This window comes from Saccharomonospora sp., assembly GCF_027317685.1.
GTDB lineage: Bacteria > Actinomycetota > Actinomycetes > Mycobacteriales > Pseudonocardiaceae > Saccharomonospora.
The window spans coordinates 1-14,230 of the sequence record NZ_DAHVQP010000083.1 but is presented as its reverse complement, the minus strand read 5'-3'; the positions used below and the strand labels follow the sequence as shown (position 1 = coordinate 14,230).

Annotated in this window: 14 protein-coding genes; 11 read left to right on the top strand and 3 right to left on the bottom strand. The window is 67.9% G+C overall.

Features of this window, described 5'->3' with window-relative positions:
• Positions 1-25: 25 nt before the first annotated feature.
• The gene (locus tag M7H19_RS09780; RefSeq protein WP_298179932.1) at positions 26-1,543 is read left to right on the top strand and encodes a beta-xylosidase; all 1,518 of its coding nucleotides are present in this window, start codon (positions 26-28) and stop codon (positions 1,541-1,543) included.
• Here M7H19_RS09780 and M7H19_RS09775 read toward each other — a convergent pair whose 3' ends face one another.
• Complete coding sequence (locus M7H19_RS09775) at positions 1,544-2,065, bottom strand: B-4DMT family transporter (protein ID WP_298179929.1); 522 nt, start codon at positions 2,063-2,065, stop codon at positions 1,544-1,546.
• 122 nt (positions 2,066-2,187) lie between these two features.
• Here M7H19_RS09775 and M7H19_RS09770 point away from each other — a divergent pair, with 122 nt between their 5' ends.
• Genes M7H19_RS09770 through nusB form a run of 3 tightly spaced genes read left to right on the top strand, consistent with a single transcriptional unit; the run spans position 2,188 to position 4,365 of the window.
• A complete protein-coding gene (locus M7H19_RS09770) occupies positions 2,188-3,285 on the top strand; it encodes a Xaa-Pro peptidase family protein (protein WP_298179926.1) in 1,098 nt (365 codons plus the stop codon).
• A 35-nt stretch (positions 3,286-3,320) separates the two neighbouring features.
• Entirely contained in the window at positions 3,321-3,878 is a 558-nt protein-coding gene (gene efp, locus M7H19_RS09765; protein ID WP_298179923.1) for an elongation factor P, read from the top strand.
• Between the two features lie 22 nt (positions 3,879-3,900).
• Positions 3,901-4,365, top strand: coding sequence for a transcription antitermination factor NusB (nusB, locus tag M7H19_RS09760; protein ID WP_298180046.1), 465 nt, complete (start codon positions 3,901-3,903; stop codon positions 4,363-4,365).
• 170 nt (positions 4,366-4,535) lie between these two features.
• Here nusB and M7H19_RS09755 read toward each other — a convergent pair whose 3' ends face one another.
• A complete protein-coding gene (locus tag M7H19_RS09755) occupies positions 4,536-5,024 on the bottom strand; it encodes a transcriptional regulator (protein ID WP_005463630.1) in 489 nt (162 codons plus the stop codon).
• A 260-nt stretch (positions 5,025-5,284) separates the two neighbouring features.
• Between M7H19_RS09755 and pyrR the strand changes: the two genes are divergently transcribed.
• The 7 genes from pyrR to pyrF are packed head-to-tail and all read left to right on the top strand — an operon-like array spanning position 5,285 to position 13,905.
• Positions 5,285-5,866, top strand: coding sequence for a bifunctional pyr operon transcriptional regulator/uracil phosphoribosyltransferase PyrR (gene pyrR / locus M7H19_RS09750; protein WP_298179909.1), 582 nt, complete (start codon positions 5,285-5,287; stop codon positions 5,864-5,866).
• The gene (locus M7H19_RS09745) at positions 5,863-6,795 is read left to right on the top strand and encodes an aspartate carbamoyltransferase catalytic subunit (RefSeq protein ID WP_298179905.1); all 933 of its coding nucleotides are present in this window, start codon (positions 5,863-5,865) and stop codon (positions 6,793-6,795) included. The genes pyrR and M7H19_RS09745 overlap by 4 nt, the downstream gene beginning before the upstream one ends.
• A complete protein-coding gene (locus M7H19_RS09740; protein ID WP_298179901.1) occupies positions 6,792-8,087 on the top strand; it encodes a dihydroorotase in 1,296 nt (431 codons plus the stop codon). The genes M7H19_RS09745 and M7H19_RS09740 overlap by 4 nt, the downstream gene beginning before the upstream one ends.
• A complete protein-coding gene (locus M7H19_RS09735; protein WP_298179899.1) occupies positions 8,087-8,578 on the top strand; it encodes a transporter in 492 nt (163 codons plus the stop codon). The genes M7H19_RS09740 and M7H19_RS09735 overlap by 1 nt, the downstream gene beginning before the upstream one ends.
• Entirely contained in the window at positions 8,575-9,711 is a 1,137-nt protein-coding gene (carA, locus tag M7H19_RS09730) for a glutamine-hydrolyzing carbamoyl-phosphate synthase small subunit (RefSeq protein ID WP_298179896.1), read from the top strand. The genes M7H19_RS09735 and carA overlap by 4 nt, the downstream gene beginning before the upstream one ends.
• Positions 9,695-13,045 (top strand): carbamoyl-phosphate synthase large subunit, encoded by a 3,351-nt coding sequence (carB, locus tag M7H19_RS09725; protein WP_298179893.1) that lies wholly within the window; start codon positions 9,695-9,697, stop codon positions 13,043-13,045. The genes carA and carB overlap by 17 nt, the downstream gene beginning before the upstream one ends.
• 8 nt (positions 13,046-13,053) lie before the next feature.
• Entirely contained in the window at positions 13,054-13,905 is an 852-nt protein-coding gene (pyrF, locus tag M7H19_RS09720) for an orotidine-5'-phosphate decarboxylase (RefSeq protein ID WP_298179890.1), read from the top strand.
• Positions 13,906-14,006: 101 nt separating this feature from the next.
• Here pyrF and M7H19_RS09715 read toward each other — a convergent pair.
• Positions 14,007-14,230, bottom strand: a 224-nt coding sequence (locus M7H19_RS09715) for a hypothetical protein (RefSeq protein WP_298179887.1), incomplete at its 5' end; no start/stop codon positions are given.

The following is a 14,230-nucleotide window of genomic DNA, read 5'->3' as shown; positions in this document are numbered from 1 at the left end:
GGGGCGGGAGGTTCGGCAGGTCACCATGGGCAAGGACCGATACCGAAGATCGATCGTCGCTTTGATACTCAGCGCGGTCGTCGCGTTGGCGGCCGCGTGCACGTCGGACGAGACGCCACCGCACGCCGAGGCTCCCCCGTCTCGCGACGACCGTGGCTCGGGAGCCGGACAGGCTGAGGCGACCCCTGCTCCTCCACCCGCGACGTTGTCCGTCGACAGTCCGCGCGGCGGCGATCGCGTGGTGGCCAGCGGCGGGGCCGACTCCGTGTACAACTACGGCCCGACGGTGCTGGTGGACGGCGACACCGTGCGTATGTGGTGGTGCAGCCAGTACGGGAGTGCCGCCCCTCCCGGTGACGACATCCTGTACGCCGTGGCCGATTCGCCCGACGGCCCGTTCACCGGTCCCGACGGCGGTATCCCGCAGGCCGTGTTGTCGGGCAACCCCGGTCATTTCGATGCCGTGCACACCTGTGATCCGACGGTGCTGCGGGTCGATGGGACCTACTACCTGTACTACACGGGAGCGGCGGGCGACGACCAGGAGTACGGCAACGCCATCGGATTGGCCACCAGCACCGACGGTGTGCACTGGACCCGCTCCGGAGGAGAGCCCGTCGTCACACCGTCGCACGACACGCATCGCGACAACACCTATGGAGCGGGACAACCCGCGGCGGTGTATCTCGACGGCTGGTTCTATCTGATGTTCACCGACACCACGGGCGAGGCCGCGGGGTGGAACGGCGGGGGACAGTTCCTGTTGCGGTCACAGGACCCGACGTTCTCGTCGGGGGTCGAGGCACTGGGCCGGGACGGTTTCGTCGCCGTGCCCGGTACCGATTCGCCACGCACTCGTTCGGTCGTGGACGCCTTCAGTGCCGATCTGATGTGGGTCGACGCGTTGGACTCGTTCGTCATCGCCCACCAAACCGCCGAGGGCACCACTTTGACATTCTGGAACCGGGACTTCACGGCTCGGCCGTACGAGCCGGTGCTCATCCGCAGTGAGTGGGAAGAGGGTCCCGGACTGGTGCGCCAGTCCGACGGGCATGCTCCGCTCTCGCTGCGGGACGCGTGTGGGCGAGTGCCGTTCGACGTCGTGCACGCCACCGTGATCGGGGAGGCGGACGCTCCTACCGGACTGCGACGCTACGGACTCGACGTGTACGGCGTGGACGGTTGTGGTGATCCGCAGCGCGCTCTCGCGGTGTTGGAGGGCGTCGCCGTGCCGTCGCCGGTGCGCACGATGGATCTGGTGGTGGACGGCCGGGTGGTGCGCATCGATCGGCGATCGGTGGCCACCGTGCTCGCCCGGCACGTATTCGACGAGCGCCCCCCGGCTCTGGACGACGTCCCTGTGGCGGCGCGACTTCCCGCGGGCGCCCGTGCGGTGGAGGCGGAGGGACACGGCGTCGGCGTCCTCCTGGACGGGACACTGTGGCCGGTCACCTCCACCGCGGCACTTCGGGCCAACAACTCCCCGGTCGAGTCGATCAGCCCGGAACAGTGGCGGGCCTACCCGCAAGGGCCCCGTCTGTAGTCACCGGGCGGGTTCCGCTTCCCGCCGGTCGCGGGGACGGGGAGACGGTTTCCACGTCTCCGGCGCGGGTGTGGAGGTCTCGTCGGTGGCGGCGTTCTCGGCGTTATCTGTGCTATCGGCGCTGTGCCGGTGTGATGTGGCCAGTCGGGTTCCCACCAGTAGGCCGAGCCCGGCGGGGATCAGGATCAGCAGCGCGGTGAAGGCCGCGCCTCCCGTGAGGGCGGAGGTCAGCGCGCTCACACCCGTTCTGTCCACGAACAGGGACTTGCCGACGACGGTGAGCACACCGGAGACGACTCCGGCGACGAGTGAGGCCACGAACCAGGTACGGCCGGCGTCGTCGAGGCCGACCCAGGCGTCGATCGCACTCCACAGCGTCGCACTGCCCACGAGCATCGCCAGGGCGATCGTGGTGACGAGTGTGGCGTCGGTCGGCTGGAACACGGCGAACTTCGCGGTGGCGACGGCGGCAGCGGCATGCAGGACAGCCATGCCGAGTCCGCGTGGAATCCAGGACGGCATCTGCGTCACTGTACTGGTGACGCGTCCCTCGGTGAACCTTTTCCCGGGCGTGATCGTGATGTTGCGTGGGCGTGTGCGATGCGCTTTCGACCACCGAGGGTCCGCGGCCGTACACTGGGCCGGTGCCCGAGATCCATGCAAAGCGGCGACGTGCTCTCCGGGAGCGTCTTCAGTCCGCCGAACTCGACGCGCTACTCGTCACCGACCTGCGCAACATCCGCTACCTGACCGGTTTCACCGGGTCGAACGCGGCCTTGCTCGTGCACGGCGACGGTGACGAGCGCAGCGTCTTCTGCACCGATGGCCGGTACACCGCCCAGTCCGAGGCGGAGGTACCGGATCTGCGTCGGCTCATCGAACGACCGAGCGCGCTCGCGCTCGTGCGGGAGGCCGACTCCCAGCTCTCGCGTGGCGCTGTCGTCGGGTTCGAAAGCCAGCACGTGAGCGTGGAGGAGCACGACACGTTCGCCGATGCGGCCGAGACCGTGGTGTTACGTCGAGCGCCGGGGCTGGTCGAGCGGCTGCGTGAGGTCAAGGACGACGTCGAGATCGAGGCTCTTCGCGCGGCGTGTACCGCCGCCGACCGGGCACTGGCCGACCTGTTGGACAGCGGAGGGCTGCGCCCCGGCCGTACCGAACGAGAGGTGGCGCGCGATCTGGAGAATCGCATGGCGGAGTACGGTTCGGAGGAACCGGCGTTCCGAACGATCGTCGCCGCAGGGGCACACTCCGCTGTCCCGCACCATCGGCCGACCGATGCCGTGCTCGCGGCGGGCGACTTCGTCAAACTCGATTTCGGCGCCGTGGTGAACGGGTACCACTCGGACATGACCCGGACGATCGTGCTCGGGGAACCCGCGCAGTGGCAGCGGGAGCTGTACGCGCTCGTGGCGGCCGCCCAGGAGGCGGGTATACAGGCCGCGCGCCCGGGACGGGAGGTCGCCTCCGTCGACGCCGCGGCCAGGAGCGTCATCGCCGAGGCCGGGTACGGTGAGCAGTTCTCACACGGGCTCGGTCACGGCGTCGGACTGGATGTGCATGAGGCACCGAGACTCGCCGCGGTCGGCGTCGGTACACTGTCGACCTGCATGGCGGTCACCGTGGAGCCGGGGGTCTACCTGGCGGGGCGCGGTGGTGTCCGCATCGAGGACACGCTTGTCGTGCGGGAGGGCACTCCCGAGATCCTCACCCTGAGCACCAAGGAACTCGTGGTCGCCTAGTCGCGGCCCCACCCGACACAGGAGAACGCACACTCGTGGCCACCACCAACGACCTCAAGAACGGCATGGTCCTCGTCCTGGACGGCCAGCTGTGGTCCGTCGTGACCTTCCAACACGTCAAGCCCGGTAAGGGCGGGGCGTTCGTCCGCACGACGTTGAAGCACGTCACCAGCGGTAAGGTGGTGGACCGTACGTTCAACGCGGGCACCAAGGTCGACACCGCGACGGTGGACCGTCGGGAGATGACGTACCTGTACAACGACGGCACCGACTACGTGTTCATGGACAGCGAGACCTACGAGCAGCTGGAGCTTCCGGCCGACCTCGTGGGTGACGCCGCGAAGTTCCTGCTCGAGAACACCCAGGTGGAAGTCGGTATGCACGAGGGCACTCCGCTCTACGTGGAACTGCCCACCTCGGTGGAGCTCGTGGTGGAACACACCGACCCCGGAGTGCAGGGCGACCGTTCCACCGGGGGCACGAAGCCGGCGACGTTGGAGACGGGCGCCGAGATCCAGGTGCCGCTGTTCGTCAGTAGCGGTGAGAAGGTCAAGGTCGATACCCGCGACGGCCGATACCTCGGCCGTGCCTGAGTTTCGGACGGCGACGACCACGGTGAACGACGAGTCACGTTCCTCCCGGCCCGGCCGTCGGCGCGGGCCTGTCGGCCGCCGCGCTTCTCGACAGCGCGCGGTGGAACTGCTGTACGAGGCTGCATTGCGGGGCGCCGACCCGGTAACTCTGTTGTCGGAGCGGGTCGGTTCAACCGCCGTCGACCCGATCAGCGACTACACGATCAAGCTGGTGGAGGGGGTCGGCGAGAACCGCGAGCGCATCGATGAGGTGCTGGCCGAGCATGCGCAAGGCTGGTCGTTGGAGCGCATGCCGCCGGTCGATCTCGCGGTGTTGCGGGTCGGTCTCTACGAGCTGCTGTGGTTGGACGACGTGCCCGACCCTGTCGCCATTGACGAGGCCGTGGGGATAGCCAAGCAACTGTCGACCGACGATTCGCCGCGGTTCGTCAACGGTGTGCTCGGCCGTATCGGCACGATCGCCGACCGGCTGCGCACGGTTCTCTGAAGAACGTTCTTTCCGAAGGATTCGGAAAACGAGCGGGCCGGTACCACTTTCGTGGCGGTCTGGTCGGTCATGTGGTGATGTAGCCGGTTCCGTGTCCGGCTACCGGCGAGGACCGCGCGGACCGAGGGCTGGAGCCGAGGAACGCGCGGTCCGTCGCGGTGGGCGCCGGGTCACTCCTCCGTGGAGGGGCGGGCTTCGGGTGGAAGCACACCCCACTCGATGAGCTGCTCGGTCAGCTCTCCGGGCGTCATGTCGTAGATGATCGCCAGCGAACGCAGGTCTTCGGTGCGGATCGAGAGCACCTTGCCGTTGTAGTCGCCTCGCTGACTCTGGATCGTCGCCGCGTACCGGGCCAGGGGGCCCACTTTCTCGGCGGGCAGCTGTTGCAGCCGTTCGAGATTGATCACAATCTTGGTGGCGGGCTCGGCACCGGACGGCACCCTGCCTTCAGGCAGCAATTCGACGACCGGGACACCGTAGAAGTCGGCGAGCTCGGCCAATTTCTGTACGGTCACCGCGCGGTCGCCCCGTTCGTAGGAGCCGACGACGACGGCCTTCCATCGGCCGCCCGATTTCTGCTCGACTCCGTGCAGGGACAAGCCCTGTTGCTGGCGGATACCGCGGAGCTTGGCCCCGAGCGCCTTGGCGTAATCGCCCATGTGGTGGTTCTCCGTTTCCTCGCCCCGATGCGGCCACCGATGACCGACAGGGAATACTTACGCCGAATACTCAGAGTAATGGTTACTCCTCGTCGTCACCAGGTCAAGCAGATCATCGCCGCCTGGGGTTACTCAGCGAGACAGACCACCCGTAAGGGCGAGGTCCCGTGCCTGCTACTGTCGGACCGGTTCGCCTGCGAATCCAGGACAAAGCACATCCTTTAAGGACCCGTCCAGTGAGGCGGGGAAGGAGACCTTCCGTGGCGTCACGACCACGTGGCGCGACCGGATCGGCTGCTGAACGCGAGCTGTTCTCAGCCGGTGACGTTGCGCGCACTATCGCCCGAATGGCCCATCAGGTCATCGAAAAAACCGCGCTCGGTGCTGAAGGGATGCCTCCACCCGTGTTGCTGGGCATTCCGACGCGAGGGGCGCCTCTCGCGGCTCGGTTGAGCGCGAGGATCTCCGAGTTCTCCGGTGTGACAGTGCCCAGGGGCACGCTCGATGTTACGTTGTACCGGGACGATCTTCGGCGTCGGCCCACCCGGCCTCTTGCCCAGACCCAACTCCCCGACTCCGGTATCGACGAGCGGGTCGTCGTGCTCGTCGACGACGTCCTGTACTCCGGTCGCACCATCCGGGCCGCGCTGGACGCATTGCGTGATCACGGGCGCCCCCGGGCCGTGCAGCTGGCGGTGCTCATCGATCGTGGCCATCGCGAGTTACCCATCCGGGCCGATTACGTGGGCAAGAACGTTCCCACCTCGCAGTCCGAGGACGTCTCGGTGCTGTTCGACGAGGTCGACGGTCGGGACGCCGTGTTGCTCAGGGAGCGTGGATGAAGCATCTGCTGTCCACCGACGGTCTCGACGTCGCCGAGGCCACGGCCATCCTCGACACGGCCGATGAGTTGAAACGCACCCTGTTGGGTCGGGAGGTCCGCAAGCTGCCGACATTGCGCGGGCGGACCGTGATCACCCTGTTCTACGAGAATTCGACCCGCACCCGCGTGTCGTTCGAGATCGCGGGTAAGTGGATGAGCGCCGATGTGGTGAACGTCTCCGCGGGCGGCTCGTCGGTCGGTAAGGGAGAGTCGCTGCGGGACACCGCGCTGACGCTGTCGGCCGCCGGCGCCGATTGTGTGGTGATCCGGCACCCGGCGTCCGGGGCCGCGCATCGGCTCGCGGGTTGGCTGGCCGAGACGGGCACCAGCGTGGTGAACGCCGGGGACGGGACGCACGAGCACCCGACTCAGGCATTGCTCGACGCCGCCACACTGCGGGAACGGCTCGGTGCTCTCGAAGGTCGTCGCGTGACGATCGTCGGCGACGTCCTCCACAGTCGGGTCGCGCGTTCGAACGCGCATCTGTTGTCCACGCTCGGCGCGGAAGTGACGCTGGTGGCGCCGCCGACGTTGCTGCCGGTGGGGGTGGAGTCGTGGCCGGTCACCGTGTCCCATGACCTCGATGCCGCCCTCCCCGCCGCCGACGCCGTGATGATGCTGCGCGTGCAGGCCGAGCGCATGCACGGGGGCTTCTTTCCCTCGGCACGGGAGTACGCGCTCGCGTACGGACTGAACGAGACTCGGCTGAAGGTGTTACCCGAGCACGCCGTGGTACTGCACCCGGGCCCGATGTTGCGGGGCATGGAGATCGCCTCGGCGGTGGCCGACGCGCCGAACGCGGCGATCACCGAACAGGTGCGCAACGGTGTTCACGTGCGGATGGCGGTGCTCTACCACCTGCTGGCGGGAGAAGGAGAAGAGTCGTGACGACCGGCTGTGTCCTGCTGCGGCAGGTCAGACCGTACGGAACCGGTGAGCCCGTCGACGTGCTGATCGCCGACGGCGTGATCGTGGAGATGGGCCGTCCCGACGCCCCCGCCGGGGCCCAAGTGATCGAAGGCGACGGGCAGGTGTTGCTGCCGGGATTCGTCGATCTGCACACCCACCTACGGGAACCGGGCAGGGAGGACGCCGAGACGATCGAGACCGGCTCGGCTGCCGCGGCGCTGGGTGGGTACACGGCGGTGTTCGCCATGGCCAACACCGACCCGGTGGCCGACAACGCCGTGATCACCGACCACGTGTGGCGGCGAGGTCGGGAGATCGGTCTCGTGGACGTGCATCCCGTGGGCGCGGTCACCGTGGGCCTCGAAGGGGAACGGCTCGCCGAGATGGGCACGATGGCCAACTCGGCGGCCGGGGTACGGATGTTCTCCGACGACGGGCACTGTGTCGCCGACCCGCTCGTGATGCGTAGGGCGCTGGAGTACTCCACCGCGCTCGGGGTGGTGGTGGCCCAGCACGCCGAGGAGCCACGTCTGACGGTGGGGGCGCAGGCGCACGAGGGTGAGCGAGCCGCGCGGTTGGGATACCCGGGATGGCCTGCCTCGGCGGAGGAGTCCATCGTTGCCAGGGACTGCGTGCTCGCCCGCCACGCCGGAGCGCGGCTGCACATCTGCCATGTCTCGGTGGCGGGCACGGTGGACGTGCTGCGTTGGGCCAAGGAACTGGGCACCGCGGTCTCGGCCGAGGTGACGCCGCACCACCTGCTGCTCACCGACGAACGGTTGGCCACGTTCGATCCGGTGAACAAGGTCAACCCGCCGCTGCGCGCCGACACCGATGTCCAGCGCATGCGACAGGCTTTGGCCGACGGGGTGATCGACTGTGTGGCCACCGACCATGCGCCGCACGCGCCCCAGGACAAGGATTGCGAATGGGCCGCGGCGCGGCCGGGGATGCTGGGACTGCAGACCGCTTTGTCCGTGGTCGTCGAGACGATGGTCCGTCCCGGATTGCTCGACTGGCGTGGGGTGGCGCGTGTGATGAGCGAACGTCCCGCCGAGATCGCCGGCTTGCCGGACCAGGGAAGGCCGTTGGTCGTGGGCGAGCCGGCGAACCTCGTGTTGGTCGATCCGGACACGGAATGGACCGTCCGCGGTGCCGAGTTGGCGAGCCGGGCGAAGAACACACCGTACGAGGGACTCCGGCTACCGGCCGTGGTGAGCGCCACGCTGCTACGCGGGCGTCTCACCTCGCGCGAAGGGAAACTTGTGTAATGGACAGGCTTTTGCTGACGCTGCTGTGCTTGGCGTTCTTCGCGCTCTGCTTGTACGGCATGTGGTGTGGTTGGCGACGCCAGGCCCGTGCCCAGAGCGTACGGGTGCCACCGTTTCCTTCCGTGCCCGACGACCCCGGTGAACCGGTGCTCGAAACGCGAGGCGTCTACGTCAGTACGACCATGTCGGGTCACTGGCAGGACCGCATCGTCACTCGTGGTGCGGGGTTGCGTGGCCCCGCGGTGGTGCGGCTCTACGCCGACGGAGTCGAGATCGACCGCAGAGGTACGTACGGTTTCTGGATTCCACGGGACAGCATCGTCGACGTGCGTACGGCGAAAGGGATGGCGGGCAAGGTCATGGGCACCGAGAGCCTGTTGGTGTTCACCTGGCGGCTCGGTGACGTCGAGCTCGACACCGGTCTGCGCGGTGACGATCTCTCCGTCTACCCGCAGTGGATCGAGCAGGTCAAGGGAGGTGCCCAAGTATGACCGGGACACACGCTGCCGCCGTGCTCGTGCTTGAGGACGGACGGATCTTTCGGGGCACGGCGTACGGCGCCCGTGGGCGCGCCCTGGGGGAGGCGGTCTTCTCCACCGGCATGACCGGTTACCAGGAGACGCTGACCGACCCGTCGTACCACCGGCAGATCGTGGTGCAGACGGCACCGCACATCGGCAACACCGGCTGGAACGACGAGGACGACGAGTCCCGACGCATCTGGGCGGCCGGATACGTGGTACGCGATCCCGCGCGAATCCCGTCCAACTGGCGGTCGACGCGGTCACTGGAGGACGTGCTGACCGACCAGGGAGTGGTCGGTATCGCCGAGGTGGACACGCGCGCCCTCACCCGACACCTCCGGGACCACGGCGCCATGCGGGCGGGCGTTTTCTCCGGCGACGCGTTGGGCCCGGACGACGACATGGTGGCCCAGGTACTGACGAGCCCGAGGATGCAGGGCGCCGATCTCACGGGTGAGGTCACCACGGCCGAGCCGTACGTGGTGCCCGCGGAAGGGGAGACCCGTTTCCGGGTGGCGACACTGGATCTCGGCATCAAATCGAACACACCGCGTCGGATGGCGATGCGCGGCATCGAGGTGCATGTGCTGCCCGCGGGCAGTGACCTCGACTCCGTCCTCGCCGTCGAGCCCCACGGGGTGTTCCTGTCCAACGGCCCCGGTGACCCCGAGACCCAGCAGGACGCGATCGAACTCACTCGCCGGGTGCTGGAGCGGGAGCTGCCGCTGTTCGGCATCTGCTTCGGCAACCAGATCCTCGGCCGGGCGTTGGGGCTGGGCACCTACAAGATGCGTTTCGGACACCGGGGCGTCAACGTCCCGGTCCTCGATGTCGCCACCGGCAAAGTGGCGATCACCGCGCAGAACCACGGGTTCGCTCTCGAAGGCGAGCCGGGACAGCGCTTCGAATCGCCGTTCGGCAAGGCGCATGTCAGCCATTACTGCGCCAATGACGGCACTGTGGAGGGCCTGCGCTGCGAGGAGGTGCCGGCGTTCTCGGTGCAGTACCACCCGGAGGCCGCTGCGGGCCCGCACGACGCGGGGTCGCTGTTCGACGAGTTCGTCACCCTGATGGAGGCCCGCCATGCCCAAACGCAGTGACATCGAGCATGTGCTCGTGATCGGGTCGGGGCCGATCGTCATCGGCCAGGCCGCCGAATTCGACTATTCCGGCACCCAAGCGTGCCGCGTGCTCCGCTCCGAGGGGCTGCGGGTGAGCCTGGTGAACTCCAACCCGGCGACCATCATGACCGACCCCGAGTTCGCCGACTCCACCTACATCGAGCCGGTGACGCCGGAGTTCGTGGAGAAGGTCATCGTCGCCGAACAGGAGAAGGGCAGGCCCATCGATTCCCTGCTGGCGACGCTCGGTGGGCAGACGGCGCTCAACTGTGCGGTGGCTCTGCACGAGCGTGGGGTGCTGGAGAAGTACGGCATCGAGCTCATCGGCGCCGACATCGATGCCATCCAGCGCGGCGAGGACCGGCAGAAGTTCAAGGACATCGTGCGGGGCGTCGGCGGCGGGGTGCCGCGCAGCGCCGTGTGCCATTCCATGGAGGAGGTGCGCGAGACCGTCGCGGAACTCGGGCTCCCGGTCGTCATCCGCCCGTCGTTCACGATGGGCGGCCTGGGCTCCGGTATGGCGCATACGCCCGAGGAATTGGAGCGCATGGCGTCGTTCGGGCTGGAGGAGAGCCCGGTCACCGAGGTGCTTATCGAGGAGAGTGTCCTCGGGTGGAAGGAGTATGAGCTGGAGCTCATGCGCGACCGCAACGACAACGTGGTGGTCGTGTGCTCCATCGAGAACGTCGACCCGATGGGCGTGCACACCGGTGACTCGGTGACCGTCGCGCCCGCGATGACGCTCACCGACCGCGAGTACCAGCACATGCGGGACGTCGGTATCGCGGTGTTGCGCGAGGTCGGCGTGGACACCGGTGGCTGCAACATCCAGTTCGCCGTCAACCCCGAGGACGGCCGCATGGTCGTCATCGAGATGAACCCGCGGGTTTCCCGGTCGTCGGCGTTGGCGTCGAAGGCGACCGGGTTCCCGATCGCGAAGATCGCGGCGAAACTCGCCATCGGTTACACGCTCGACGAGATCACCAACGACATCACCGGGGAGACACCCGCGTCGTTCGAGCCGGCGCTCGACTACGTCGTCGTGAAGATGCCGCGGTTCGCGTTCGAGAAGTTCCCCGGTGCCGACCCGGAACTGACCACGACGATGAAGAGCGTCGGCGAGGCCATGGCCCTGGGCCGTAGCTTCTCGGAGGCTCTGGGCAAGGCGATGCGGTCGATGGAGACCAAGGCGGGAGGCTTTTGGACCCGCCCCGATCCGGAAGGCGCGACGCTGGAGTCGACGCTGGAGGAACTCCGTACCGCTCACGAAGGCCGGATCTACGCCGTCGAGCGGGCCCTGCGGCTCGGCGCGACGGTGGAGCAGGTGCACAAGGCCAGTGGCATCGACCCATGGTTCGTCGACCAGATCGCGTTCATCGGTGAGATCGGCGCTCAGGTGCGCGACGCGCCCGTGCTGGAGGAGGATCTGCTGCGCCGGGCCAAGCGCGCAGGCCTGTCCGACCGCCAGATCGCCGCGCTACGACCGGAGCTGGCCGGTGAGGACGGCGTTCGCACGCTACGGCACCGGCTCGGTATCCGGCCGGTGTTCAAGACCGTGGACACGTGTGCCGCGGAATTCGAGGCGAAGACGCCGTACCACTACTCGGCCTACGAGGCCGATGCCGCCGCGGAGTCGGAGGTGGCCCCGCAGCGCGAGAAGCCGAAGGTGCTGATCCTCGGTTCGGGGCCGAACCGGATCGGGCAGGGCATCGAGTTCGATTACTCGTGTGTGCACGCTGCGCTCGCGTTGCGTAAGGCCGGGTTCGAAGCCGTGATGGTGAACTGCAACCCGGAGACGGTGTCCACCGACTACGACACCTCCGACCGGCTGTACTTCGAGCCGTTGACCTTCGAGGACGTGCTCGAGATCGTGCACGCCGAGCAGGCTTCGGGTGAGGTCGCCGGTGTGATCGTGCAGCTCGGTGGGCAGACGCCCCTCGGATTGGCGCAGCGACTGGCCGACGCCGGGGTTCCGGTGGTGGGCACTCCGCCCGAGGCGATTCACCTCGCCGAGGAACGCGGCGCGTTCGGCGAGGTGCTGGCGGCCGCGGGCCTGCCCGCGCCGAAGTACGGCATGGCGACGTCGTTCGACGGTGCTCGGCGGATCGCCGACGAGATCGGCTACCCGGTGCTTGTGCGCCCCTCCTACGTCTTGGGCGGGCGTGGCATGGAGATCGTCTACGACGAGACGACACTGCGTGGCTACATCGAACGCGCCACGGAGGTCACGCCCGAGCATCCGGTGTTGGTGGACCGCTTCCTCGATGACGCCATCGAGATCGACGTCGACGCTCTCTACGACGGCGAGGAGCTGTATCTCGGCGGGGTCATGGAGCACATCGAGGAGGCCGGTGTGCACTCCGGGGACTCGGCGTGTGCGTTGCCGCCCATCACCCTGGGCCGAACCGACCTCGAAGCGGTGCGTCGCTCCACCGAGGCCATCGCCGAGGGCATCGGCGTGCGCGGGTTGTTGAACGTCCAGTACGCGCTCAAGGACGACATGCTGTACGTGCTCGAGGCCAACCCGAGGGCGTCGAGGACCGTGCCGTTCGTCTCGAAGGCCACGGCGGTGCCGCTGGCGAAGGCGGCCGCGCTGATCATGACCGGCTCGTCCATCGCCGACCTGCGTGCGCGGAGTGTGCTGCCCGCGGAGGGTGACGGCGGGATGCTGCCCGTGGGGTCCCCTGTGGCGGTGAAGGAGGCCGTGCTGCCGTTCCACCGCTTCCGGACCCGGGAAGGCCACGGGGTCGACTCGCTACTCGGCCCAGAGATGAAGTCCACGGGCGAGGTGATGGGTGTCGACCTGTCGTTCGGAGAGGCGTTCGCGAAGTCCCAGGCGGGCGCGTACGGATCGTTGCCGACGCACGGCACCGTGTTCGTCTCGGTGGCCAACCGGGACAAGCGTTCACTGGTGTTCCCGGTGAAGCGGCTGTCCGATCTGGGTTTCAAGGTGGTCGCCACTGCGGGCACGGCGGAGGTACTGCGGCGCAACGGCATCGAGTGCTCGGTGGTGCGTAAGCACTACCAGGGCAGCACCCCTGAGGAACCCAACATCGTCGAGGTGATCCGCGACGGCGGCGTGGACATGGTGATCAACACTCCGTACGGCAACAGCGGTCCCCGCGTGGACGGGTACGAGATCCGCACGGCGGCGGTGTCTCGGGGGATCCCGTGCATCACGACGGTGCAGGGCGCGGCGGCGGCCGTGCACGGAATCGAGGCACTCATCCGGGGTGACATCGCCGCTCGGTCGTTGCAGGAACTCCAGGGGAGGCTCCGCGAGGTGACGGGAAGCGCGAGCGGGAAACGGTGAGCGAAGACATGGCTGAGCGGTCCTTCGGGGCACGGCTGACGGCAGCCATGTCCGACCGGGGGCCGTTGTGTGTGGGTATCGACCCGCATCCGGCTCTGTTGGAGGCCTGGGGCCTTCCCCGCGATGTGCGGGGGCTCGAACGGTTCGCCTTGACGGCCACGGAGGCCCTCGCGGGCTCCGTGGCCGTCCTCAAGCCCCAGTCGGCGTTCTTCGAGGCGTACGGGGCTGCGGGGATCGCCGTGCTCGAACGCGTCCTCGCAACGGCGAGAGAGGCCGGCGCCTTGGTGTTGCTCGACGTCAAGCGCGGCGACATCGGATCCACGATGGCCGCTTACACGGCCGCCTACCTGTCTGACGACGCTCCGTTGGCGGTCGACGCGATCACCGTCTCGCCCTACCTCGGCTTCGGTTCGTTGGAGCCCGCTCTGCGGCAGGCCCACCACACGGGGCGGGGGGTGTTCGTGCTCGCGCGGACATCCAATCCGGAGGGGCACACCGTGCAGCGGGCGCGGGGAGCCGACGGCACCACCGTCGCGCAGTCCATTGTGGATTCCGTTGCGCGGTGTAATCAGGGTGTGGAACCCCTCGGGGACGTCGGGATCGTCGTGGGGGCGACCGTGGAACCGGAGGAATTGCGGCTTCACGGGATGAACGGGCCGGTGCTCGCTCCGGGGCTCGGCGCGCAGGGCGCCACGGCCGAAGATCTGCGCCGGGTCTTCGGGGCGGGAGTGCGGGCGGTGTTGCCGTCGTCGTCCCGCGACATCCTGCGGCACGGGCCTGCTGCCGGGGCATTGCGGTCGGCGGCTCAGGCGGTGCGGGACAGTCTCGTGTCCATCCTGTCCCAAACGTCATCGTTGTAACGCCCTGCCCTGGTCCGAGCGTATATTGATCTTGCACTACGCTACGGGTCCGTGGCGTCACGAGGGTTTCGGCGCGACAAGCAGAGCAACAGACGCGAACCTCACCTCTTCGATAGTCCGTTCGGTGTGAGTAGGGTCGTTTCTGGCCGGGCCACGGCGCCCAGTCGTGGTGCGGTTTCATCACGTCGTCGGCCGAGGTCGGCGATGCCTGCGGTCGGCGCCACCCCGCATTGAGAGTCCAGGTCGAGGGTGGGTACGGTCGCCACACCCACCCAGAATTTTTGAGTAACACCGGAGGAAAACGTGGCACTTCCCCAGCTCACCG